Origin of the sequence: Roseburia sp. AM59-24XD (assembly GCF_003478445.1) — a bacterium.
Taxonomy (GTDB): Bacteria; Bacillota; Clostridia; order Lachnospirales; family Lachnospiraceae; genus Jutongia.
The window spans coordinates 48013-72998 of sequence record NZ_QUET01000008.1; the positions used below are offsets into that span (position 1 = coordinate 48013).

Annotated in this window: 18 protein-coding genes and 3 pseudogenes; 20 read left to right on the forward strand and 1 reads right to left on the reverse strand. The window is 48.3% G+C overall.

Annotated elements, in window-relative coordinates; all coding sequences use genetic code 11:
- The first annotated feature begins 60 nt into the window (after positions 1 to 60).
- From DXA20_RS05215 to DXA20_RS05235, 5 genes are all read left to right on the forward strand, one after another.
- A complete protein-coding gene (locus DXA20_RS05215) occupies positions 61 to 1533 on the forward strand; it encodes an ABC transporter permease subunit (RefSeq protein ID WP_118559553.1) in 1473 nt (490 codons plus the stop codon).
- Positions 1534 to 1547: 14 nt separating this feature from the next.
- Complete coding sequence (locus DXA20_RS05220; protein WP_118559554.1) at positions 1548 to 2513, forward strand: carbohydrate ABC transporter permease; 966 nt, start codon at positions 1548 to 1550, stop codon at positions 2511 to 2513.
- A gap of 141 nt (positions 2514 to 2654) precedes the next feature.
- Entirely contained in the window at positions 2655 to 3359 is a 705-nt protein-coding gene (locus DXA20_RS05225) for a YesL family protein (RefSeq protein ID WP_118559555.1), read from the forward strand.
- Positions 3360 to 3473: 114 nt separating this feature from the next.
- Positions 3474 to 5183, forward strand: coding sequence for a carbohydrate ABC transporter substrate-binding protein (locus DXA20_RS05230; RefSeq protein ID WP_022305604.1), 1710 nt, complete (start codon positions 3474 to 3476; stop codon positions 5181 to 5183).
- 246 nt (positions 5184 to 5429) lie between these two features.
- On the forward strand, positions 5430 to 5981 hold the full coding sequence (locus DXA20_RS05235; protein WP_118559556.1) for a QueT transporter family protein: 552 nt from the start codon (positions 5430 to 5432) through the stop codon (positions 5979 to 5981).
- Positions 5982 to 6375: 394 nt separating this feature from the next.
- On the opposite strand, the gene DXA20_RS05240 is transcribed toward DXA20_RS05235, so the two are convergent.
- On the reverse strand, positions 6376 to 6852 hold the full coding sequence (locus DXA20_RS05240; protein WP_022305602.1) for a hypothetical protein: 477 nt from the start codon (positions 6850 to 6852) through the stop codon (positions 6376 to 6378).
- Positions 6853 to 7049: 197 nt separating this feature from the next.
- Here DXA20_RS05240 and DXA20_RS05250 point away from each other — a divergent pair.
- The 15 genes and pseudogenes from DXA20_RS05250 (at position 7050) to DXA20_RS05325 (ending at position 24986) form a co-directional block, all read left to right on the forward strand.
- Positions 7050 to 9562, forward strand: a pseudogene (locus DXA20_RS05250) (PD-(D/E)XK nuclease family protein).
- Positions 9523 to 9777, forward strand: a complete 255-nt coding sequence (locus DXA20_RS17120) for a PD-(D/E)XK nuclease family protein (protein ID WP_158577146.1) — start codon at positions 9523 to 9525, stop codon at positions 9775 to 9777. Before DXA20_RS05250 ends, DXA20_RS17120 begins: the two are co-directional and overlap by 40 nt.
- Positions 9774 to 10616: a PD-(D/E)XK nuclease family protein gene (locus DXA20_RS05260; RefSeq protein ID WP_158577147.1), complete on the forward strand. Its 843-nt coding sequence runs from the start codon at positions 9774 to 9776 to the stop codon at positions 10614 to 10616. Before DXA20_RS17120 ends, DXA20_RS05260 begins: the two co-directional genes overlap by 4 nt.
- A 15-nt stretch (positions 10617 to 10631) precedes the next feature.
- Complete coding sequence (addA, locus tag DXA20_RS05265) at positions 10632 to 14405, forward strand: helicase-exonuclease AddAB subunit AddA (protein WP_118559561.1); 3774 nt, start codon at positions 10632 to 10634, stop codon at positions 14403 to 14405.
- Positions 14406 to 14544: 139 nt separating this feature from the next.
- Positions 14545 to 16014 (forward strand): Ig-like domain-containing protein, encoded by a 1470-nt coding sequence (locus DXA20_RS05270; protein WP_118559562.1) that lies wholly within the window; start codon positions 14545 to 14547, stop codon positions 16012 to 16014.
- A gap of 35 nt (positions 16015 to 16049) precedes the next feature.
- On the forward strand, positions 16050 to 17282 hold the full coding sequence (locus DXA20_RS05275; protein WP_118559563.1) for a leucine-rich repeat protein: 1233 nt from the start codon (positions 16050 to 16052) through the stop codon (positions 17280 to 17282).
- Between the two features lie 49 nt (positions 17283 to 17331).
- Positions 17332 to 18051: a LytR/AlgR family response regulator transcription factor gene (locus tag DXA20_RS05280; RefSeq protein ID WP_022305597.1), complete on the forward strand. Its 720-nt coding sequence runs from the start codon at positions 17332 to 17334 to the stop codon at positions 18049 to 18051.
- Positions 18048 to 19346: a sensor histidine kinase gene (locus DXA20_RS05285; RefSeq protein WP_118559565.1), complete on the forward strand. Its 1299-nt coding sequence runs from the start codon at positions 18048 to 18050 to the stop codon at positions 19344 to 19346. Before DXA20_RS05280 ends, DXA20_RS05285 begins: the two co-directional genes overlap by 4 nt.
- A gap of 147 nt (positions 19347 to 19493) precedes the next feature.
- Positions 19494 to 20255: an immunoglobulin-like domain-containing protein gene (locus tag DXA20_RS05290; RefSeq protein ID WP_147403700.1), complete on the forward strand. Its 762-nt coding sequence runs from the start codon at positions 19494 to 19496 to the stop codon at positions 20253 to 20255.
- Positions 20256 to 20286: 31 nt separating this feature from the next.
- Positions 20287 to 20748 carry a hypothetical protein gene (locus DXA20_RS05295; protein ID WP_022305593.1) on the forward strand — a complete coding sequence of 154 codons (462 nt, stop codon included), beginning with the start codon at positions 20287 to 20289 and terminating at the stop codon, positions 20746 to 20748.
- A complete protein-coding gene (locus tag DXA20_RS05300) occupies positions 20745 to 21221 on the forward strand; it encodes a DNA-deoxyinosine glycosylase (protein ID WP_118559567.1) in 477 nt (158 codons plus the stop codon). The genes DXA20_RS05295 and DXA20_RS05300 overlap by 4 nt, the downstream gene beginning before the upstream one ends.
- Before the next feature lie 113 nt (positions 21222 to 21334).
- Positions 21335 to 22072 carry a hypothetical protein gene (locus DXA20_RS05305; RefSeq protein ID WP_147403701.1) on the forward strand — a complete coding sequence of 246 codons (738 nt, stop codon included), beginning with the start codon at positions 21335 to 21337 and terminating at the stop codon, positions 22070 to 22072.
- A gap of 313 nt (positions 22073 to 22385) precedes the next feature.
- Positions 22386 to 22992: pseudogene (locus DXA20_RS05315) on the forward strand (putative DNA modification/repair radical SAM protein); the annotation flags it as partial.
- Between the two features lie 442 nt (positions 22993 to 23434).
- A pseudogene (locus tag DXA20_RS18330) lies at positions 23435 to 24079 on the forward strand (helix-hairpin-helix domain-containing protein); the annotation flags it as partial.
- A gap of 100 nt (positions 24080 to 24179) precedes the next feature.
- On the forward strand, positions 24180 to 24986 hold the full coding sequence (locus DXA20_RS05325) for a TIGR03915 family putative DNA repair protein (RefSeq protein ID WP_118559572.1): 807 nt from the start codon (positions 24180 to 24182) through the stop codon (positions 24984 to 24986).

Genomic DNA, 24986 nt, shown 5'->3' on the forward strand with positions numbered 1-24986 from the left:
CTCTGGTCTGTTTACAGGGCTTTTGACGGTGGGATGAAATAAGTAATACAGGAGGTTATTATGAAAGAATCACAAACAGAGAAAAGGGGAACGGTAGATTATATCTATATGTTACAGAGAGTGATTGCTATCTTCTCTGCAATTTCCGTTTTCTTCCCTTTTATGAATCCGACAAGGATTTGTAGTTTGGTGAATGAGAATACTTCGCTTTTTACAGCGGCTGTATCTTATTCAACCCTGACCAGCGAGGCCGGTCGTGCTCTTCGTATGAACTGGCTGAGTCCAAGCGCTTTCTATGTATTATATGCAGGCGCAGTAGTCGCACTGATCGGTGTGGCATTCGTTGTAGTAGGCGGATGCATGTCTCTTGGTAATACTAAGATGAAGAGAGCAGGTATTCTCTGGTCTATCCTTGGTAGTATCGTAGAGATCGTAGGATTTGGTGTTACGATCCTGGCATACAACATGGTATGCAGCACAACAATGCAGTCAAAGCTTGACAGAGTCGGACCAACCTTCCCGGTTGCAGCAGTTGTTTATACTGTGATCTCTGTTGCTTTGCTCATTATGTCTATCGCTATCCTGATGATGCTTCCAAAGGCAGCACCGGATGAGGGGATGGAGATGGATCCTAAGTACAAGCTGTTCCTGATGTTTATGCCGTTCCTGGCACTGGCATTCGTATTCTGCTACCTGCCACTTTGGGGATGGAGATATGCATTCTTCGATTATCAGACAGGTGGAACGCTGAGTATGTCAAACTTCGTAGGATTCAAGTGGTTTACATATCTGTTCCAGAACGGTGCAACCCGAAGCGATATCATCCGTGTTATCCGTAACACAATGGCAATGTCCGCTTTAGGTCTGATTACACAGTGGATTCCAATGGCATTCGCTATCTTCCTCTGCGAGATCAAGAACCTCACATTCCGTCGTTTTATTCAGACATTTACAACAGTACCAAACTTCATCAGCTGGGTATTAGTATACGCTTTGGCAATTGCTATTTTCTCAACTGACGGTTTCATTAACACATTTGCAAAGAGTATCGGACTTATTGCTAAGGGCGCTGATGGACATAACTTCCTGATGGGTGACCATTTCACATGGCTTAAGATGTGGGCATGGGGAACATGGAAGGGTGTCGGCTGGAGCGCGATCATCTACATTTCCGGTATCGCAGGTATCGACCAGCAGTTGTACGAGGCTGCTACGGTGGATGGTGCCGGTCGTTTCCAGAAGATGTGGCATATTACAGTGCCTGGTCTTCTGCCTACCTTCTTCGTACTGTTACTGATGGCAGTTGCAGCAGTTCTGAGTAACGGTCTTGATCAGTACCTGGTATTCTGTACACCACAGAATAAGAACCACATTGAGGTTCTTGATCTTTACGTTTACAACCTCGGTCTTGGTAGTGGTGGTAGTATCCCGCTTTCAACCGTGGTCGGTATGTTCAAGTCGGTCATCAGTGTAGTCTTGCTGTTCGGAGCGAACTCCCTTTCTAAGGCACTCCGTGGCGAGAGTATTGTATAAGGAGGTGAACACAAATGGCAATGACAGCACAAGAGAAATTAGATGCTAAAAGAGAGAAAGAGTACAACAAGAAACATAAACGTATGTACAAATTGAAACCAGGTGACATTGTGTTCAATATTTTGAACTATCTGTTCTTCATTTTGTTCACCCTCACCTGTATCTTCCCATTCTATTATCTGTTCATCAACACGATTTCAGATAATGCAATGGTACAGCAGGGATTGATCAACTTCATCCCTCACGGACTTAACATTAACAACTACAAGGCACTTGCCGGTGTAGGTGATCTTGGATATGCGTTCGTCGTATCCATCACAAGAACAATCTTTGGTACTGCTTTGATGGTAGTTGCCTCTGCATTTGTTGGTTATCTCGTAACCAAGCAGGAGATGTGGCACAGAAGTCTGTGGTATCGTGCAATCGTTATTACAATGTATTTTAACGCAGGTTTGATCGCAACATATTTGAACCTGGTTATGCTGGGTCTGACAAACCACTACATGGTATACATCATTCCTGGTATCGTGGCTCCATACAACATCATCCTGGTTAAGACTTATATCGAGTCTATCCCGGCTGAGTTGGAGGAGAGTGCATTTATCGATGGTGCTTCCTACATGCAGGTATTTACAAAGATTGTCTGGCCTTTAAGTAAGCCAATCCTTGCAACAATCGCAATCTTCGGTGCGGTAGGTCATTGGAACTCCTTCCAGGATTCCCTGATTTACATGAGTAACTCACCAAAGCTGTATACACTGCAGCATAGATTGTATATTTACCTGAACCAGTCATCCAACCTGCAGGCTTCCATGAACGCAGGTGGTCAGGCTGCCAAGTCAGCATTTGCTGCTGCACTGAATACAAAGGTTATCAAGTATACAATCTCCATGATTTCCGTTATCCCTATTTTGATTGTGTACCCATTCATGAACAGATACTTCGAGAAAGGTATCATGCTGGGTGCTGTCAAGGGTTAATGCCAAAGTGCAGACTGATATTCTAAGAGATTATGAGATACCGGGGGCATTTTTGGCGCCCCTGGTATTTTTAAGCAGTATGTAAGCGATGTGCATATAAAGGAGAAAGGTCTGATTACACGGAATGGAGAATAAGACAGAATGAAATTTTTTAGTGTAGATAGTCCCTTATACAAATTTATGAACCGTCTGATGGATGTGTTTAAGCTCAACTGTATGTGGCTTTTATGCAGCCTGCCGATTGTAACGATGGGAGCTGCAACGACCGCGGCCTATACGATCACACTCAAGATGGTGAAGGATGAAGAAGGATACATTGCCGGTCCTTTCTGGAAGGAGTTTAAGGCGAACCTGAAAAAGGGAAGTATTCTCGGGGTTATTGGCATGGTTGCAAGCTATGCGGTATATCTGGATTTTCAGCTGTATCATGCGGCGAAGCATCATAACATCATGTTTTTGATCATTGGTGTAGTTGGAGTATATCTGATCTTTATGCATATGGTATATGCGTTTCCGTTAATGGCGCGTTACGAGAACAGCATCATTAATACGATGCGTAATTCTTATTCCATAGCGGCGAAGTTTCTTGGCAGAACAGCATTTCTGGCAGTGCTTCTGGTGATCGAGATGGCGATCATTATGTGGAATCTGACAACTATGTTTGTCGGAGTTTTAATTGGACCGGCATGTATCATTTTCACGATCAGCGGTTTTGCCAATACGTTCTTCGAGGTCATCGAGAGAGAAAATCTCATGGCTGAGGTTGATGAGAAGACTGCTGAAGCTTCCGATGACGAGGAGGATTTTGAGTCTGAGGAGGAAGAAGAGGATACAGACGAAGAATAAACGACCATTATATTTCGATTTGTTTGAATGTATTTCGCACAGGGCTATTGCAGCTGTGCGACTGACATAGTATAATCGGGTAGGTGTTAACAACAATAAGAAAGGATGGATAACATGAAAAAAGGACTGGGAAAGAGAATGCTTTCCATGCTCCTTGCGACTAGCATGGTAGCAGGAACAACAGTTGCAGCCACAGGTTGTAAGTTCGGCAGCAACAGCAACGAGCCAATTACCCTGACTGTATACAGTCAGGTAGCAAACTCATCAGGATTACAGAAAGGATGGGCAGCAGATCTTATCAAGGATAAGTTCAATGTAAAGCTTAACATCGTACCTGACGAGAGTGGTACATTCCAGACAAGAATGTCTGATAAGGATCTTGGAGATATCATTATCTGGGGTCACACAGACGATAACTACGCAGCAGCTCTCAAGGCCGGACTGCTCTATGATCTGGAGGAGGATGATATCCTCAAAGAGAACGCACCATATGTATATGACAATATGCAGGATGCGCTCGCAAAGAACAAGAGACTTTCAGCAACAATCCTTGGTGATGGAAATGACAAGCTTTACGGATGGGGCGGCGAGGTTGCTACATCTAGTAAGGATCATCAGTCATTCTTCTATACATGGGATACTCGTTGGGATCTCTACAAGAAGATGGGATATCCAAAGGTTAAGAACATGAGCGATATGGCTGATCTTCTTAAGAAGATGCAGAAGATGGATCCTAAGGATGATGCAGGCGGAAAGACATACGCTGTTTCTCTGTGGCCGGACTGGGATGATGCAATGGTTATGTACGTTAAGGCAACAGCTACTGCATACTATGGATACGATGAGCTGGGTATTGGTCTCTATGATCCAACCACAGGTAAGTATCATGATGCATTAGAGGAGAACGGACCATATCTTGAGATGCTCAAGTGGTACAATCAGCTGTATCGTAACGGTCTTGTAGATCCTGACTCAATGACACAGACATATGAGCAGATGTCCGAGAAGGTAATCAACGGTGGTGTACTGTTCTCTATCTTCAACTATTCCGGATCTCTCGCATTCAACACAGATAAGCATATGAAGAAGGGTGAGTACATGTACTGTATGAAACCTTCAGAGGCATCTCCTATCGTTTATGGTATGAGCACACTTGGTACAGGTTATGTAACATCTATCGGTGCTAACTGTGAGTATCCAGAGCTTGCTCTTGAGGTACTGAATTACTTCTGTACTCCAACCGGACGTCTTGAGTACGCATATGGTCCTAAGGATGAGTGCTGGTACTATGGCGACGATAAGAAGACACATCTGACAGAGCTTGGTGAGGCTTGTAGAAAAGACCTGAAGACAAAGATGACAGATCATGAGGGTACATTCCAGGATGGTCAGCTTCAGATGGCTGTATCTACATGGAACATTGATGCTGAGAACCCTGAGACAGATGGTGAGACATACAATGCTGATAACTGGGCTTCTACTCAGGAGTCATCTAAGTATGATATCCAGGAAGACTGGAAGAAGAAGACAGGCTGTGAGGGTATCAACGATTACATGGAGAAGGGTAAATATACTGTATCTCCAGGAACCGATTACTCAGCAAGTGCTAAGTCTGACGAGTTAAAGACTGTTTGGAAACAGGTAACAGATACGATCAAGAACGAGTCTTGGAACGCTCTTTATGCTAAGAACGATGCTCAGTTCGATAAGGCTGTTGCAAAGATGAAGAAGGACACTGCAGGATATGGTTATGACAAGTGTCTGAAGTGGTCTCAGAAAGAGGCTGCTACACGTAAGTCTTTGGAGGATCAGCTTAAGAACTAATCAGAACACGATCTTGAACGATTATGTATAGCGGATACAGCTCCGGGAAATTCCCGGGGCTGTATTTTTATGGGAAATACAAATAACGCAGTAGAAAAGACGAAACGTTGAGACTGCCTTTTACAGGAAAATGAAAGAGGACTTGCATTGCACGGACAAACGTGATAGGATAGGGGACAGCGATCGATAGAAAGCCGAGTGTTCGAGACCTTCCACTCGTAAAACAAAACTAAAGGAGATTTAGCAATGAACAGAAAGAAACTCTATTTTATCACGCAGGCAGCAATGATTGCTGCAATCTACGTTGTACTCACCGTATTTATCAACACATTTAATCTTGCATCAGGAACGATCCAGATCCGTATATCTGAGGCGCTTACCGTACTTCCGTTTTTCACACCGGCGGCAGTGCCTGGGCTGTTTATCGGATGTCTGCTCAGTAATCTGATTACAGGAGCGATGCTTCCGGATGTGGTATTCGGCAGCCTGGCTACATTGGTTGGTGCACTGGGAAGTTATGCACTTCGCAAGCATTCCTTCCTTGTAACGTTACCGCCGGTGATTGCAAATATGGCGATCATCCCTTTCGTTCTTCGATATGCGTACGGCATTAAATTTGTTGTGCATGGTCTGGATGTATCCATTCCGTTTCAGGCATTGACCGTAGGTATTGGCGAGGTTGTAACCTGCTGTATCCTCGGAACGATCCTGATCAAGGCACTGACGCCATACCGCTATATACTTTTCCAGAACGGAGAGGAGGATGCCGCGGCATCCGGTGTGCGCAGTAAGCAGTAGGGAATGCAATGCTGTGGAGTTTGACACGGCTTCCGGATTTCATGGATGCTGCAGATTGCTTTGTTACAGAGCAATTTCCGTATCCGGCATTACTTAATCCGATATAACAATTCCAAAATCCAGATGCTACGCATCTGTCGCGCTTTGCGCTTTAAGATTTTGTCGTTCATGAATTCTGCGCAAGTGAACAAGCTCCCTTGCGTTGCGAATTCACGATATAATGAGTCCCAAAGGACTCATATTAGGAGTTTCTTCGAAACTCCGTCATGCGCAGAAAGCGTGCGCAGATATATGATATAATAAAACGACAGCTTATCCCAAAGTGGTATTTCCGATCGTTGACCGGGAACACTTTAACAGGTCTCAGGGATAATCTGTCGTTTTTTATTTGATTTTATTCTGCGGCGGCCTCATTCATTACCTGACATACCGTGTCAAGGATCAGCTGAGAGGTGTATGGCGAATCATCGGACAAAACAACCTGATCCGGTGCAACATTCTGCGCGAGCTGGTCAGAGATTTCCTTGACAGCAGGCTTGATCAGCGGATACATCGTTTCCACGGATTCCTTAAGGTTGACAACTTCGACGGATTTGACGCGGTCCTGATCAAGCGAAACCTTAAGATTGATCTTGGCATCGCCGAGTGTAAGTTTGCTTGTGTAAACACCTGCTATGTATTTGGCAGAGCCGGTATCAGCCGACTGTCCCGATACAGAAGAGGGTGTTGTGGTCGTGCCGGCGGACTCTTTTCCTTTGCCGGGCCAGAACATGAAAAAAAGCAGTATGAGCAGAAGAATGCCCAGACCTACAAAAATAGCAGTGTAAATGATCTCCTTCAACTGAAAAATAACAATTCTGGTACGCGACATAGGAAAACCTCCCAATAGATAAATTTCCGGTTATTACAGTATATTCAATTAGAAAAAAGATAGAACCTCAGTGTGTGATTATGGTAAACTATATGTGAATGAATTATCAGAATTGTAGAAATGATGTGAAAATATTGCATGCAGTTTGGCAAGGCTATCTGTGCCGCAGGTGTCAGCGGTGGGAATGGAGGAAAGAGATGGCAGTTCATTTTATATTAGGGGGTTCCGGGCGAGGGAAATCTTATTATCTGAATCATATTGTGGCGGCGAGGGCGCAGGAGGAGAAGGACAAAACTTTTATTATGCTGGTGCCGGAGCAGGCGACCATGCAGGTGCAGCGCGAGATCGTGCAGATCAGCAGCAACCGCGGGATCATGAATATTGAGGTACAGAGCTTTGTGCGTCTGGCGTACCGTATCTTTGGGGAAACCGGAACGGCAAGTCTGCCGGTGCTCGATGATATGGGAAAGACGATGATCCTTCACAAGGTCCTTCTGGCGAAGGAAAAGGAGTTACCCTACTTTGGGAAGAATGTCCACAAAAAGGGATATGTTGCGCAGATTAAATCCTTTCTATCGGAGATGATGCAGTACGGGATTGAGGAGGAAGGACTTGACGATATGATCCGGGCGGCAGGCTCTAAGGCAGCACTGAAGAAGAAACTGGAGGATATGAAGACGGCGTACCGCGGCTTTCGCGATTATCTGGAGGATCATTATATTACCTCGGAGGAGGTGCTGACAGTACTCAGTGGCGTAGTGCCGCAGTCGAAACTGCTAAAGGACTGCGTAATCTGCTTGATGGATTTACGGGATTTACCCCGGTGCAGTACCGGCTGATCCGGGAGCTGATGAAGGTGTGCAGCGACATGTATCTGACGGTGATCATGGACGAGAAGCAGAGCGTATTCCGCACAGGGGAGAAGCATGAATTATTCTATCTTAGTAGAAAAACGACCGTGCATTTCATGAAAATGATCGAGGAAAACGGGCTTGCGGAGCCGGAGATCATACGGGTCGGGGAAGATACCGGCAAGACGAGATTCCGGAAATCGGCGGAGCTTGACCATCTGGAGAAGCAGCTGTTCCGGTTCCCGGTGAAGCCGTATAAGACAGGTGAACGGAGTGACCGTGCGGGCGGGCAGCCGGAATCCGGTGATATTGCAGCCGGGCATAGCACCGCGGCGGGATCACAGTCACAGGCAGAAACCTGCGATATAGCAGCCGGTGAAAGCACTATAGCGGATCCACAGTCACAGGCAGGAACCCGTGACGTCAGCATCCATGTGCTTGCACAGCCGCAGCAGGAGATCGCCTTTGTCGCAGAATGCGTGAAGAAACTGCGCAGGCAGGGTTACCGATACCGGGATATCGGTGTTGTTGCCGGTGATATGGAGATTTACGGAACGCTCGCAAAGGATGTGTTTGCGCAGGCTGGGATCCCATGCTTTATTGATCAGAAGAAAAGCATTCTGGCGAATCCGTTTGTCAGCATGCTCGATGCGCTGTTTGATATGATGCAGTACGATTTCCGGTACGATACCGTGATGCGCTATCTGCGTGGAAAATATTCGCCGCTTACCAGAGAAGAGACGGATCTGTTAGATAATTATCTGCTGGCATCCGGTATCCGTGGATCGCGCCGATGGTCGCAGGAATGGGAGGCGGCAGGTGTGTTCCGGATTCGCGAAGAGAGTAAGGCGGCAAAGCTCAATGAGTCGATCAACGATATCCGCAGCAGGGTATGGACAGCGTTTGAGGAGATCAATGGAAGCACCCGCACCGGAAAGCACACTGTGGAAGAATATGCGGCGGCACTTGTCCGATTTATGGAACAGGAGGATTTCTATCATAAGCTGGAGGCGGATGTTGAAAAGTTCCGTGCAGAGGGAGACTCCGAATCGGCGAAGGAATATGAGCAGATCTACGGTATTGTATTGGATGTGCTTGATCGACTGGTGGAGTTACTTGGCACAGAGGAGACGGGGCTGAAGGAATTTCGGGAGCTTCTGGATACCGGCTTTAGTGAGGCACGTGTCGGCATGATCCCGCCGGGAGTGGATCAGATCGTTGTGGGTGATCTGACACGAACAAGATTAAATCACATCAAACACCTTTTCTTTCTTGGGGCAACCGATGCCAATATTCCGTCAGCAACCGGGAGCGGCGGAGTGCTTTCTTCTTCTGAGAGAAGCTTTCTTGCACAGGAGGATTTTACGCTGGCACCGACCGACCGGGAGAAAATATATACCGAGCAGTTTTATCTGTACCTGACACTTACCAAGCCGGAGGAGCATCTCTATCTGTGTCTGTGCGAGTCCGGCAACGATGGCAAAGAGCAAAAGCCGGCCTATCTGATCGACCGCATGCAGAAACTGTACCCGGAGCTTACCGTTTGCGTGGAGGAGCGCAGAAAGGATGCTGTCCATATTTTGGGACAGGATACAGGACTTGGCTATCTGATCCGTGGCTTGCGGAACCGGTCCTTTCAGGATAAAAAATGGCAGCAGATATTCAGCTATTATAAAGAAAAGCACGAAGAGGCATTGCAGAAAATATTGGAGGCAGCCTTCTATCAGCCGGCGCAGGCGGCACTTACCAAGGCAGCAGCGGACATGCTGTATCAGGATATGCTCCGGGGGAGTGCATCGCGTTTTGAGTTGTATGCATCGTGCGCATACCGTTATTTTCTGCAATATGGCTTTGCCTGAAGGAGCGTGAGGAACGGGCGGTTGCATTTTATGACATCGGAAATATCATTCATGAATCGCTGGAGCTTTACACAAAGGATATGATCAAAAACCACCGTAAATGGCAGGATATCAGCGAGGAGGAGCGTCAGGAGAAGGCGGAGGAATATTTCACGGAGGTGACGGATCAGTACAAGAACGGTCTGCTTCAGGATACCTTCCGGAGCGTCATATGATGCAGACTATGAAGCGTGTGCTTAATCGTACGATCAAGACCATTTCCAATCAGATGGGGGATGGTGAGTTTGAGACAATCGGAAGTGAGCTTCGTTTTGAGCAGGTTCACGGACCGCTTGTGCTTCGGGGAAGTGTGGACCGCATCGACCGGCTTTCAACGGAGGACACCGACTACATTTCCATTGTGGATTATAAGACCGGTGAGAAGGAAATCTCTCTGTCGGATTTTTATTACGGACTTCAAATGCAGCTTGTTATTTATCTGCAGGCGGCGGTCGATGAGGCAACCGGCAGACGCAGAAGTCTGAAGAAGGAGATCGTGCCGGCGGGAATCTTTTATTTCCATCCGAAGGATCCGATGTTGGACGGTTATACCACCGAAGAAAACAGAGAGGCAGAGATTATGAAATCCTTCCGGATGAAGGGGCTGATCAACGAAGCCGATGAGGTTTTGCATGCGGTGGATCACAGACTGCGCCCGGAGAGCGGAAGCGGTCTGGCGGCAGGAGTTCACTCCGGTGTTGTACCAATATCGACGAAAAAAGACGGAGATATCGCGAAGGTTTCCAAGAAATATCTTGCGACCGAGGATGAATTTGATCTGCTCATGCAGTATACGAGAGATACCCTTGAGGGAATGAGCGAGGACATCATGGGCGGCGGGATCGGCATCCGGCCTTACCGGAAGGAGGACGATTCGACCTCCTGCGATTATTGTCCGTATCATGCGGTGTGCCGGTTTGATCCGCGGCTGGGACAGGAATACAGAAATCTAAAGGAGCTGACTGACGATGAGGTGTACACGAATCTGCGCAGCCGGTATCCGGAGAAGGAATAGGAGGAGTTCGGGAATATGGGAGAGATGAAATGGACCAAAGACCAGCAGAAGGTCATCGACTTAAGGGACAGCAATATTCTCGTGTCTGCGGCAGCAGGCTCCGGAAAGACAGCCGTTCTCGTGGAAAGGATCATACAGGAGGTTACACAGGACGAGCATCCGATCGATATTGACCGGCTTCTGGTTGTGACATTTACAAAGGCGGCGGCAGCAGAGATGCGGCAGAGAGTAGGCAGAGCCATGGAAAATGCGCTTACCGACCGTCCGGGGGACAAGCGGCTTCAGCGCCAGCTTTCCCTGCTGCACAATGCACAGATCACAACGATCGACAGCTTTTGTCAGAATATTATCCGCAATTATTTTCATGTGATCGATCTGGATCCGGTGTTCCGTGTGGCGGATGATACCGAGATCAAGATCATGAAACAGGAGGTGCTTGAGGACGTTCTGGAGGAGTGCTATGAGCGGGCTGCAAATGCACCGGAGGAGCAGGAAAATATTGATTATATTGCGATGGCAGACATGCTTTCGACCGGACGTGATGACAGCGCGGTCGAGGCGCTTGTTCTGAGTATGTACGATATGGCGCAGAGTGCGCCGTGGCCGTCCGACTGGCTGGATCAGGCAGAGGGATTGTATCTGTACGAAAATGTGGACAGTTTACGGGAAGCACCGTGGCTTCATGAAATGGAACAGTTTGCCGGAGATATGATCCGGGGCTATCTGGCACAGGCGTGCCGGACGCTCAGAGTGTGTGAGACAGAGGGACCATTCGAGTACAGCAGTGCGATTCAATCTGATATTGAACAGCTCGAGATGTGTGCGCAGGAAACGACCTTTGAGGGCTATGCGGATAAGCTGTGCAATTATCTGAATAAGGCACGTCTGGCATCCAGCAAGGCGAACAAGGAGCTTCGGGAGAATATCCAGGGTATGCGCAAATCCTATATGGATAACGGAATTATGCAGCTTCGGGATAAATATTTCGGACAGACCTTAGAAGAGCTGTGGGAGCAGCTTCATCATATGGCACCTGCCATGAGAGGTCTGGTGCAGACGACAAGACGGTTTACACAGGCATTTGCGGCACGGAAAAGAGATGAGGGTGTTCTTGACTTTGATGATATGGAGCATTTTGCGCTGGAGATCCTTGTGGATCATGAGCATGATGATGCGCCGAGCGAGGTTGCGAAGGAGCTGCAGGAGTATTATCAGGAAATCATGATCGACGAGTATCAGGACAGCAGTTATATTCAGGAGGCACTTCTGTCCAGCATCAGCCGAGCAGATCAGGGCATGCGTCCGTATCTGTTTATGGTGGGTGATGTGAAGCAGAGTATTTACCGGTTCCGTCAGGCGAGACCGGAGCTGTTTAACAGCAAATACGAGGCTTACGGGTGTGACCCGGAAATGGGACAGAGGATCGATCTTCACCAGAACTTCCGAAGCAGGGAAATGGTGCTTGCTTCGGCGAATTTCCTGTTTGATAAGGTGATGCAGAAATGTCTGGGGGGCATCGTTTACGATGAGGCGGCAAGCCTTGTGCCGGGTGCGGCATTTCCAGAGAATGAACACAGAACGGCGGGGAAGAGCGAGGTGCTTCTGATCCAAGAGAATAAAAGCTTTCTGGACCGGGATTCGATGGAGATCTCGGTCATCGGTGAGAAGATCCGTCAGATGGTGCAGGGCGGGGATCCGCTTTATGTTTTTGACGATGACGGCTACCGTCCGGTGCGCTACCGGGATATTGTCATTCTGTTGCGGAGTCCGTCCAGAGTATCGGACAAATATATTGAGGTGCTGTCGAGCATGGGAATTCCGGCGTACTGTGAAACGAAGACCGGATATTTCAGCTCGATGGAGGTGGAGCTGATCCTTGATTTCCTGCGGGTTCTTGATAATCCGAGACAGGACATTCCACTGGCAGCAGTGCTTCGTTCGGTGCTGGGCGGTTTTACGGACAATGAACTTGCTGAGATCGGCGTGGATAAGGAGGGGATCAATTATTATGATGCGTTGATGCGGGATTCTCTGTCGGATGCAACGAAAAAGAAGGTGTCCGATTTTTGGGACATGGTCACAAAGTACCGAGAGAGAGCCGGAGTGCTTCCGGTGTATGATCTGTTGCAGCAGATTTACCGGGAAACGGGCTATTACAATATTATGGCGGCGATGCCTGCCGGGGAGAAGCGTGCGGCAAATCTGGATCTGCTTTTGCAGCGCGCGCTGGAATATGCGGGTAAAGGTAATCACGGCATATTTTCTTTTGTGCGTTACATTGAGAGCATGAAGAAATCCGAGATTGATTTCGGTGAAGCGTCCCTGACGAATGAGGGAATGAATGCGGTACGCATTATGAGTATCCACAAGAGTAAGGGGCTTGAGTTTCCGGTGGTGTTCCTTGCGGGAACGGCACGTCAGTTCAATCAGGTCGATGCCAGAGGTGTCGTGAAGGACAACGATTACGGCATGGGAATTGATTATATCAATCTGGAGGATCGCTATAAAATGAAGACGATCCTGAAAAATTATCTGGCAGACCGGAGCGTGGCGGGAAGCATGGCGGAGGAGATCCGTGTGCTTTATGTGGCACTGACAAGAGCTAAGGAGCTTCTGATCATAACGGGAACCTCCAAGGATCTGGAAAAGGATATGGCGAAGTGGCAGGCACAGCCGCCGGAATATGGTCTTGTCGATCTGATCGGGGCGAAAAGCTTTCTTGCAATGCTGATGCCGCTGATCACGGATGTGTCGGCGCAGCCTTATTTTGCGATCGAGACATGGGACAGCTCGCGGCTGACCACACAGGCGGCGGAAGAGATGGCGGAGGATATCTTAAGCTATGAGGATCTGAAGCATTGGGAAAGCAGTGTGTGCTATGACGAGGAGATCCGGGACGAGATCTGTGCGGAGGAAGCGTATGTGTATCCGTATGAAGCGGAGCAGAATGTACCGGTCAAGATTTCCGTGACCGAGTTGAAGCGTCTCGAGCTGCAGGCGCGGCAGATGGAGGAGGTCGTCTGGGTGGACAGCGAGCTTCCGGAAGTCGGGGCGGCTGAAGGAATCAGGATGCCTGATCTGACGCAGACCGGAGAGGGCGAAGAGTCTGAACCGGCACAGAGCGGAGCTGAGGAGAAGGCAGATCTGACGCAGACCGGGGAAGCGAAGAAGCGTGATTTGCCGCAGACCGGAGAGAATACTGAAGAAACTAATGAAATAAGCGATATTCCGAGACCACGGTTTCTCGCCGAAAAGGAGCAGCTTTCCGGCGCACAGAGAGGTACCGTTTACCATCTGGTGTTTGAGCATTTTCCTTATGAACTGCTCGATGAGCACTCGGATGCATCAGTGCTGGAACGCTGGCTGCAATCATTTGCGTCAAAGGGATATCTGACGCCGCAGGAGCTTGCCGTGATCCGGGCAGATGATTTCATTGCGTTTCTGCGTACTGGCATTGGCAGACGGATGCGGGCGGCTGCACTGGCGGGAAAGCTTCAGAGAGAGCAGCAGTTTATGATGGGCTTTGATGCCGATAAGCTGTATCCGGAGGTCACTCACGGCGATATGGTGCTGGTGCAGGGAATTATTGATGCGTGGTTCTGGGAGGATGACGAGATCGTGCTTGTGGATTATAAGACCGATCATGTCAGAAACGATCTCCGGGAGCTGGCAGACAAATACCGGATCCAGCTGGAGTATTATGCGGAGGCGCTGGAGCGTGTGACGGGGCATGCGGTCCGGGAAAAGATCATTTATTCCGTCCGCAAACGGGATTTCATCCGGGTGTGATATTCCGGGATTTTGACAATTTTTAACATTGCCATAATTCTGACAGAAAGATATGGTACAAGTTTGATAAATTTATATATGGCATTTTTAAGAAAAAACCTGCAGTTTGAGACTTGTAGGGGATGGGAAAGGAAATCAAATGAAAAACAAAAAATGGACAGCATGGTATATTTTGACAGCAATCTGCATTTGCATGGTATTGGAACCGATGGGGCAGATAAACACAGCTTCGGCTGCAGGAGAAGGAACATACAGTGAGTCCGGTTTTTGGGACAGTGATACATCTGCTACTCCGTCGGCGACAGCAACAGGAGGAGGGATCACGACACCGACACCGGTGCCGACTCCGACGAAAAGACCTGCGGTAACAGCAAAGCCAAAGGCAGATATTTCTCTGAAAAATGAGTTTCAGAATGTGGTATTAACGGTTGGTACAACCGGTGAATTTGATATTGACCGCGTAAGCTTTGCATCGTATCCGCTGGAGGATCTGGTGGAGTTACATTACAGCAGTAATGACAGCAGTGTGCTTCAGGTGACCGCAAACGGCGGCTATCATGCCATGAAGGTTGGGGAGACGGTAATGACCGTAACCGGTATCGACCGGGATGGCAATACGATGTTTTACTGTACTTATACGGTGTCCGTATATCCGGACATGTCCAAGGTAACACTTGCGAAGCAGGCGGTGCAGATATACATTGTGAAAAACAGCTATAACAGCACCAACAGTGCACAGATCGCCATTCAGGGCGGTGACAGCCAGATTTTTGACAGCGACAGGAATGAGAATCTGATCTACGAAGTGATCTCTTCCAATAAGAAAATGTATGTTTCGACAGAGATCACGAACGGTAAGATTGTGATCACCTGCAGCGATGCCGGGAGCACGACATTGACGCTCAAGCTTTATGGGAAAGAATATAAGATCCAGTTGAAGGTATCCGTGCTGGAAATGTCTGCCGGATCCGCTTTGCTGGCCGGTCATCAGACGAAGCAGCTCCGGGTGAAGGGATATCAGGGAAGCGTTGTCTGGAAGTCCAGCCGTCCGAAGGTGGCAAGTGTATCAAAGAATGGTAAGGTACGTGCGAAGAAGACCGGCAACACGATCATTACGGCGAAGGTTGGCAATGTCCGTGTGGGCTGCGTGGTGTCTGTGACAACGGCCACCAAGAAAAAGGTTATCCGCCGTGCGCAGAAGATGGCGTCCACAAGCCAGTACAGCCAGCCGAAGCGCATGTTGAAGGGATATTACGACTGTAGTTCTCTTGTCTGGAGAGCTTACGCAAAATACGGATATCGTTTTGGCGTCACCGGGTATGCACCGACAGCAGCCGGGGAGGCACAGTATCTTGCAAACAGAAACAAGCTTTTGAAGGGAGGATTTAGCCAGAAAAATGCACAGACGCTCAAGTTCAAGGCAGGCGATCTGATGTTTAAGACCGGCGCATCCAATGGCAGATACAAGGGAATTTATCATGTGGAAATGATCATTGGATATGAATTCTACGGATGGGATCAGAACAACAAGCCGGTTCTGCTGGTGAAATGGGCGAACCGTCCGGATGGGTATTACGGATACGGTATTGGAATTGTTGGGAAGATGTAAACCGCACAGGATAATGTATTGAAGGGGATGAAACTATGAAAAAGAAAAATGTATTATGGGTAGTGGTAATTGCTGCCGCTGTCGCAATGGCAGCAGGTGGCGGAATCGGAAACGGAGAGGGTAAGCAGGAAGACTGGCTTAGTGCACCGAAGGTGCAGGCAGAGGAACCGGGACCGAAAGTAACGCTGTCTCCTCTTCAGAGGGAGAAAATCTCTTTGAAACAGGATGGTCTTTGTTATCATAAGACAACAGCGGGAGAAACGTGGAGAAATCCAAAGGAATATGGATATGAGGAATCCGATCCTGTTTATGAGCTGTTTGCGTTTGAGCAGGAATTTGACGGGAATGGCAATGCAAAGTATACGGATATTGTGGTGCCGAGAGAAATTGACGGTGCTCCGGTAATTGACTGCAACAGCTTTATTGACCATTACGAGATCAAAAGCCTCCGGATGCAGGCGGCGTACAGTGGCTGGCGCGATTACTCCACGCGGTCGCAGGAGGAAGATATTCTATTCTGCCGTGTATCAGGCTGCAAAAATCTGGAATATTATGAGATGGCAGATGATACAGATTATCTGGATGATATAGACCTGAAGGGATGTACCTCATTGAAGGAAATCGTTATTCCGAAGGGGATGAAGTCAATGGAGGACGGTGCCTTCGGCTATTGTGAGAATTTAAAAAGCATAAAATTTGATGACTTTTCCAATCTGGATTGCGTTGATGCATTGAAGGATCTGCCTTGGTGGTGGGATAAGCGTGTTCGGAAAAATGGAATGGTTATCTATAAAAAATGTCTGTTAGATGCAGGAAAAGGCTCCAAAACAGTCACGATCCACGGTAATAAAATTAAAAAGATCATGTCACATGCATTTGAAAAAAGCAAGGCAAAAACAGTTAAGTTAGTCAACGTAAAAGAGCTGAGCGAGGAAACCTTCTGGGGCAGCAATGTAGAGAAGATCATTGTCGGAAAAGAGACAGACCCTGTCATTCCGGCGGGCTGCTTCGGATCGACAAGATCCCTGAAAGAGCTGCATATCATGTCACGCAAAAAGCTTATATGGGGACCGGAGCCGTGGGGATATTCGGGGCTGTGCCTGTTTGACGACGGAAAAGATAAAATAGATATTTACATACACAGTGATAAATTCCACACGGCATCGATGAAGGAGTGGAGCTGCGGTAAGAATGTTACGGTACATGTTCCGAAAAAAGTGGTCGCAAAATACCGAAAATATACCAAATGCACGGTCGTTGCGTTATAATAAGGCAAAGGGCAGAAAGATAACAATCGATGTTACGAGGTTATTACAAATGAAAATAGCAATTTGCGATGATGATCAGATTCTTTGTCATCATCTGGAGGAAATGTTACTGGAATTAGGAAGAAAAGAGCAGACGGTTTTACAGACGGAACTGTTTTTTGACGGAGATACTTTATGGAATTATCTCAAACAGGGTTACCGTTTTGATCTGCTCTTTCTGGATATTGAAATGGATCGCATGGACGGCATTGCGGTTGGTCGTGCGATCCGCAATATATTGGGCGATGAGGACTGCAGGATCGTTTATATTTCCTCGCAGGAAAGCTACGCCATGGATCTTTTCGCTGTAAGACCGATGGATTTTCTGATCAAGCCGGTGACGGAAGCACGATTAAAGGAAATATGGGAGCTGTACTGCCGTCTGTCCGAAAAGGGACAGGGAATGTTCCGCTATCAGATACAGGGCAATCAAAACCGGATCGCGTGGAACCGCATTATGTATTTCCGGGTTGATAACCGCAAGATCCTGCTTCACACAACGGATGGAAGAGTGATCGAATTTTACGGGAAAATGTCAGAGATCAAGAAGGAGACGGCGACCGGTAGGTTTGTACAGATCAGTCGTTCCGAACTTGTGAATTATCAGTCGATTGAGGAATACAGAGGAAATGAGATCGTACTTCCGACGGGAGATGTTCTTTCGATCGTTGCGTCGCGCAGAAAGGAAGTGGGGGTGCAGATTGCAGAGTATATGAGGGAGGATCTATGATCTATGTAATATTATTTTTCCTGTCGGAGCTGTGCGACAGCTATTGTATATACCGGCTGATTCGCGGTCTGTCCGGGGAATGCAGGGTAAAGCATGTCTGGGAGGTGCTTTGCTATCCCGTCTATGGTCTTGTGACCGGGGCGGTGTATCTGTTTTGGAATCTTCCTTTGCTGACGATGGTTTCCAGTATGATCGTGTTGTTTGCGCTGACGATGCTGTATGACGGAAAGCTGACAGCAAGGATCTTTTATGTGTTTCTTGTGTGTGGGCTGCTCGCCTGCAGCGAGACGGTGGCGATGGTTGTAATGGGAGAGGCTCCGATGTATGCAGCCTCTGAGAATATGCAGTATGCCAATATTTTTACGGTATATCTGTCACGTCTGATCGAGCTGTTTCTTTTTGAAACGATCGTCAAAGTGGGAGGACGGAAAAAGCGCGAATTTCATTTTTATCAATTGGGGATTTTGTTTCTGATCATGGCGGGCTGCGTGTATCTGGAGGTCGTAATCTATCAGGAAATATTTGCAAGAAAACCGTTTTTTGTGACGATCACCAGCGTGGTTATCCTGGCGCTCGTTATTTTGATCATATGGAGCTATGATATGCTGACGCAGCAGTATCAGAAGGCGAAGAAAAGTGATATGCTCGATATGAAAAATCAGGTCTACAAAAATGAGCTGACCATCCTGAGGGAGCAGGAGGAGGCAGTGCGCCGGATGCGGCATGACACGAAAAATCACTGCCTTGCATTGCGGGAGCTGGCAAGACAGGGCGAAAATGAAAAGGTGATCAAATATCTGCAGCAAGTGCTGGATAATGTGGAATCGGAACACATCTGGATGCAGACGGGCAATCCCGAGATGGACGGTTTTGTAAATTATAAATTTTCACAGGCACAAAAGCTGGGAATTACATGCAGTGTCGATGCCAGGATCCCGAGAGGACTGCAGTTGAATGAATTTGATCTTGCCGGCATTTTAGGCAATCTTCTTGACAATGCACTGGAGGCGGCGCAGGGGTGTACGGATGCGTGGATCAGACTTAGTTTAAGCTATGATAAGCAGGTGTTAAATTTACTTCTCAGCAATTCTTATCAGGGAAAACTTAAGATTCGTAACGGAAGATTGCTGACCCATAAATGGGACACATCAAAACACGGCTATGGTATGGAAAGTATGAAGCGGTCGGTGGAGAAGCTGCAGGGACAGTTTATGGTGGAACATACGACCGATCAATTTACCGTGCATGTGATGCTGCCGATCTATCATAGTGCGGATCGGGAAAGTCAGGGGTAATTCACAACATTTCAGATATCAATTCACAACATCGATCGGGCACAGGAAATGTTTTGTGTTACCATAGAAATAATAGGAGTAGTTTACGCAGGTAGGATGGGAATGCTTCTTAAAGCGCACGAAACAAAAGACAAGGAGGTATTTTTTATGCGAAACAGATTCCAATGCAGAAAGATTACTGCATTGATGCTCACGGCGTGTCTGCTGGTGGCGTTAATATTGCCGGGCGGTTTGCAAACGGTATCTGTGCAGGCGAAAAAGGCAGGGATGTCACTCAGTAAAAAGAAGCTCACGCTGACACTGGGGAAGAAGTCCACGGCGACAGCCACGTTAAAGGTGAAGAATCCGGCACAGAAGGTTGTCTGGAAAAGCAGCAATAAGAAGATTGCCGTCATCAAAAAGACAACCGGGAAGAAGAAACAGACCATCGTTCTTCAGGCGAAGAAAGCCGGAAAAACCGTGATCACCGCGAAGGTCGGTGCGAAGAAGTTCAAGTGCCGCGTTGTGGTCAAGAAGGCAAAGACTGAAGAGAAAAAGGATGTAACAAATGTTGTGACTCCGGGGGCAGTCGGCGTGTACGCAACAAGTGCGACAGCATCCGGAAGTGCGATCAGTGTACATGTGAAGTTTTATAACGGATCGGACGTGAACGCAACGTTCAGCTATCAGTTTTCCATTGAAAAGCTTGAAAACGGTCAGTGGATAAAAGTACAGTCTGCAAAGGATATGATCATTCCGGCTGTGATGGGGCTGATCAAACCACAGGGGCAGGCAGAGGCTTCCTTTGTGATATCGGAGACAAAAGAGCCGGTAACATCGGGAACCTACCGGATCAATACGGATCTGGCGAGACAGGATGGAACGCCGGTGAATAACAGCAGTACGGAGTTTGTGCTGATGGTTCAATGATGAATAGAGGGGAGTATAAGGGGGAACGATTATGAAGAGAACGGAGAAAATTATCTGTTATGTGTTGATGTGTGTAAGCAGTTTTAGTGGCATGTATATGCTGTATGAGACGGTGCTGCGGGAAGTTTCGTCATGGGAAGGCGGACTGAATGCATCGGCAGCATTCGGATTGACGCTTTTATTAAAATATCCGGTGCTTTTTCTGATGATCTTAGGACTTATTGTTATGGGTGGCGTCGGCTTTTTCTGTATCGGAAGTGTAAAACCGATGCAGTTAAGGCTGCGGTGTCAGAAGCTGCCGGAGATCGTATTTTATGGAGTGGTTCAGATCGGCTTTCTTCTGCTTACGATTGACAGAGTGCATTTTGGAGACTGGTACGGTGCGGCTTCCTTTATTCCGCTTTCGGTTGCACTGTATCTGCTTGTGGTTTGGATCGGAAATATACACGCCAGCATCACAGCTTCGGAGGTGCAGGACGGAGGCAATGTATGATACAGCATCCGATCGCACCGGTTTACGATGAGGCTTCCAATGTTCTGATCCTCGGCAGTTTTCCGTCAGTGAAATCAAGAGAGCAGGGATTTTTCTATGGTCATCCGCAGAACCGTTTCTGGCGGGTGCTGTCGGCGGTGTATGAAAAGCCTGTGCCGCAGACCGTCGAGGACAAGAAAGCGTTTCTGCTGGAGAATGGCGTGGCAGTCTGGGATGTGATTGCATCCTGTGATATTCAGGGTTCTGCGGACAGCAGCATCCGGAACGCACAGCCGACAGATCTGGGAGAGATCCTGGCAAAGGGGAAGATCCGTCAGATCTATGTGAACGGCAGGAAGGCAGAGCAGCTTTACCGCAAATATCAGGAGAAGCAGACCGGTCTTAAGGCGGTCTGTCTGCCGTCAACCAGTCCCGCAAATGCGGCGTGGAGCGTTGACCGGCTGGTAGAGGCGTGGAAGGTGATCAGGGAGTAGATGTTAGAAAAATAAATTTCGTAGAAATTTCGTTATGCGCGAAGGCAAAAGGAGACATAGCAATTAGCAGAATACGGGTGCTTACGTTTGTTATCTGCGGAACGGAGGGCGATATGAAGAAAAGGTTATTAGCGGTGCTGACAGTATTCGGGCTGGCAGTGACGCTTTGTGCCTGCGGAAATACCGGTGGGAATGGAGATTCATCGAAGGCATCGTCCTTGAATGCGGCTGAGCCGACACAGACAGTGGCAGAGCAGTCCGGGGATGAGATCGCAGATCTGCTCGGTAAGAAGCTGATTCCGGACGAGGAGCGAGATTATTACCAGAAGTATTTTACAGAGCAGTATGATAAGGTGCGAAAGGATAATATTTCTGACTGGAAGGATTCCGATGGAAACTGGTGTTATCCAAAGGATTATGAAATTCAGTGGATCCCGTCGGATGATGAGGTGATGGCGGCGCAGCAGTTTCCGCAGGAAATGCTGGATGCGATGAGTACCGATGAGCTGTACCGGTTTATCCGGAAAGCTCCGGGTTCCTGGTCACAGCTTGCATTTGACAGTTATGCTCAGGCGTTAAGCTATTACTATTGTCGTTACAATTTTATTGCGGAGCTTATGAGACGTGAGGACTGCGCAGAGGTCATCCATACATATTACGAGAAGACGCCGGCGGATGATGTAAAGCAGTATTCTAAGACAAATTCCGTACAGTCGACCGACCGGAAGAAGCTTGCAAAGCGGGAGCAGTTCCAACTGCTGGAGGGACTGGAGTGGTTCTTCCTTTACAAGGACGGCAAAGCGGTTCCTGACGAGGAAGCGTTTGGAATGTCGTTGATCTCACAAGATTAGACAGCAAAAGGGAAATAAATAAAAGAAGATCGAAAAGAAGACTCGTTGTGTACGTTTTTATGAACGTATATGATGGGTCTTTTTCTGTATCGGGGAACGGGATGTTTTTTGTGAAAGCAGTTTTGTCCACTCTGATCTTGTCCGTTCTTGGCGGCTTTAATTTTGTCAGTTTTTTCCTCTTGACATTGCACGGGGACGAGCGTATGATAATAGAACAGATGTTCGGAACAAATGTTTATTAAGAGATATTGATCAGAAGATGATTTGTCTGTGGCAGCAGCTACAGCGGTTGACTTGAGAGGGGGAGATTACGATGATCTTTGCGGAGCATGCGTCTCTGGAGGAGAAGCTGAGGATATTGTCGGATGCCGCCAAGTATGATGTGGCGTGTACCTCCAGTGGTGTGTCCCGTCAGGGGAAGGATGGATATATTGGCAATTCGAGTGCGGCGGGAATCTGTCACAGCTTTTCGGCGGACGGGCGATGTATTTCTCTGCTTAAGATTTTATTTACGAATGAGTGCATTTATAACTGTAAGTATTGTATCAACCGTGTGACGAATGACGTTCCGAGGGCGACGTTTACGCCGGAGGAGGTCTGTCAGCTGACCATGGAGTTTTACCGGAGGAATTATATCGAGGGACTTTTCTTAAGCTCCGGGATCATACAGTCGGCGGATCATACGATGGAGCTGATCTGTCAGACGCTTCATGATCTGCGGACGGTACATCGGTTTCACGGCTATATTCATTGCAAGGCGATACCGGGAGCTTCGCCGGAGCTGGTGGAGATGGCGGGCTGGTATGCGGATCGCATGAGTGTGAATATGGAGCTTCCTACGGCGGACGGGCTGCGGCAGCTTGCGCCGAATAAGGATCGCCGGCAGATTCTGACACCGATGCGCCAGATCCAGTCCGGGATGGAGGAGAGCCGCGAAGCGCTGGGGATGAAGGGAGGCAACCGCAGTGCGTACTGGCATACCAGCGCAGGCTGGGGAGGAGCATGCCCGATGGGATCAGTCAGAGGAGTGAGGCACCGAGGCTGAAGGCGCTGAACCGCGAGGAGAGTCATGTGGGGAAGGTGGCTGTGGTTCCCGGAGGAAAGGCAGCTAATGCGGAGGGTGCGTTTTCCAAACGGGCAGATAGAAGCGGTGGTGTATATAAGAATGCTGAGAGCGATCGTTCCGGTGCGGTTATGCAGGATCATTTATTACAGAAGCGCAGCGGTGCTGCGCATCAACAGCAATCTTCCGGTATACCTGCGCAGCAGTCGGCAGTACCGAAGAGGGAAGCATCCTCACTCGTACTGCCGGATACCGCTGCCGGGTTGACCCAGTGGCGGCGTCACGATACGGGCAGGGGCTTTGTGCCGGCGGGTCAGAGCACCCAGATGATCATCGGAGCAGCCGGGGAGAGCGATTATGAGATCATGACCGTGTCGGAGGCACTCTATCAGCGTTTTGATCTGAAGCGGGTGTTTTATTCTGCATTTATCAATGTTAATCAGGATGCCGATCTTCCGACACTGGAGAGCGGACCACCGCTTCGCAGGGAGCACCGGCTGTATCAGGCAGATTTCCTGCTTCGGTATTATGGTTTTGAGGCAGATGAACTGTTATCGCCGTCCCGACCGAATTTCAATGTATTTCTGGATCCGAAATGTGACTGGGCGCTGGGGCATATGGAGTCGTTTCCGGTGGAGATCAACACTGCGGATTACGATACGCTGCTTCGTGTGCCGGGCATTGGTGTGAAGTCTGCCAGCCGCATTATTAGGGCGAGACGGACAGGTTCGCTGGATTACCGCCATCTGAAGAAGATGGGAGTTGTGCTCAAGCGGGCGATCTATTTTATCACCTGCAACGGGCGGATGATGTATGATTTCCTGAAGGTGGAGGAGGATTTTATTACGAGGCGGCTTGTGGGAGAGGAGAAGGCACTGCAGCAAAGCTATGAACAGGATCAGATCCATTATCAGCAGTTATCATTGTTTGACTTTATGACGTGATGCGGGAGGGAAAGATCGTGGTGCAGGTTTGCCGATAAGCGGTTATCTGTTTGCGGGGTTTTGGTGGAAGGACAGGTTTTTGGAAGGCGTGGTGAGTATTATGAAACAGATGCGTGTATATCGGTGTGAGGATACACCGGAGGGCATATTTACAGCAGTTTACGATGCAGGAAAGTCTGCTTACGGACACGACCACATCCGTTTGGAGGTGATCATGCCGGAGTCAGAACAGAACTATACCCTGTTCAGTGAGTATGTGGATGTACAGCCGGATCCGGAGAAGATGCAGAAGGTTCTGCGAACTGTGCGCAGCCGGATATCGGAGACGGCATACGAGTATATTATGACGGCGGCAGGAAGCCGTCAGCCGGATAAGGCAGATGTGATCTATCATTTCATCGTGTATGGTTTTGCACTGGGCCGGAAGGTCACGGAGGCACTTCATGTGCCGTGGGTACAGAGGATGTTTGAGATATACCGTAGATCGCGCAATGAGGCGCACTATTATCTGGAGTTTATCCGTTTCGAGGAGATTTCATGGCAGGGACAGGCGGTCCTGTATGCTGTGATCGAGCCGGAGAATGAGGTGATCGATACGGTAGCGTCTCATTTTACGGACAGACTGAATCCGGAGTGGTTTATCATCTATGACAAGACGCATCACAAGGCAGCGTTTCACAATCCGGGGAGACGATGGTATCAACGGATGCTCGAACCGGACGAATGCATTTTATTAGACCGGCTTGAGCACAGTGGAGAACGGGAGTATGCGGATCTGTGGAAGGCATTCTTTGAAAGTATTGCGATCCCGGAGCGGGAGAATGCAGATCTGCAGAGAACGAATCTTCCTTTGCATTACCGGAAGCATATGACGGAGTTTGAATCTCACAGAATATCACAAAATTGA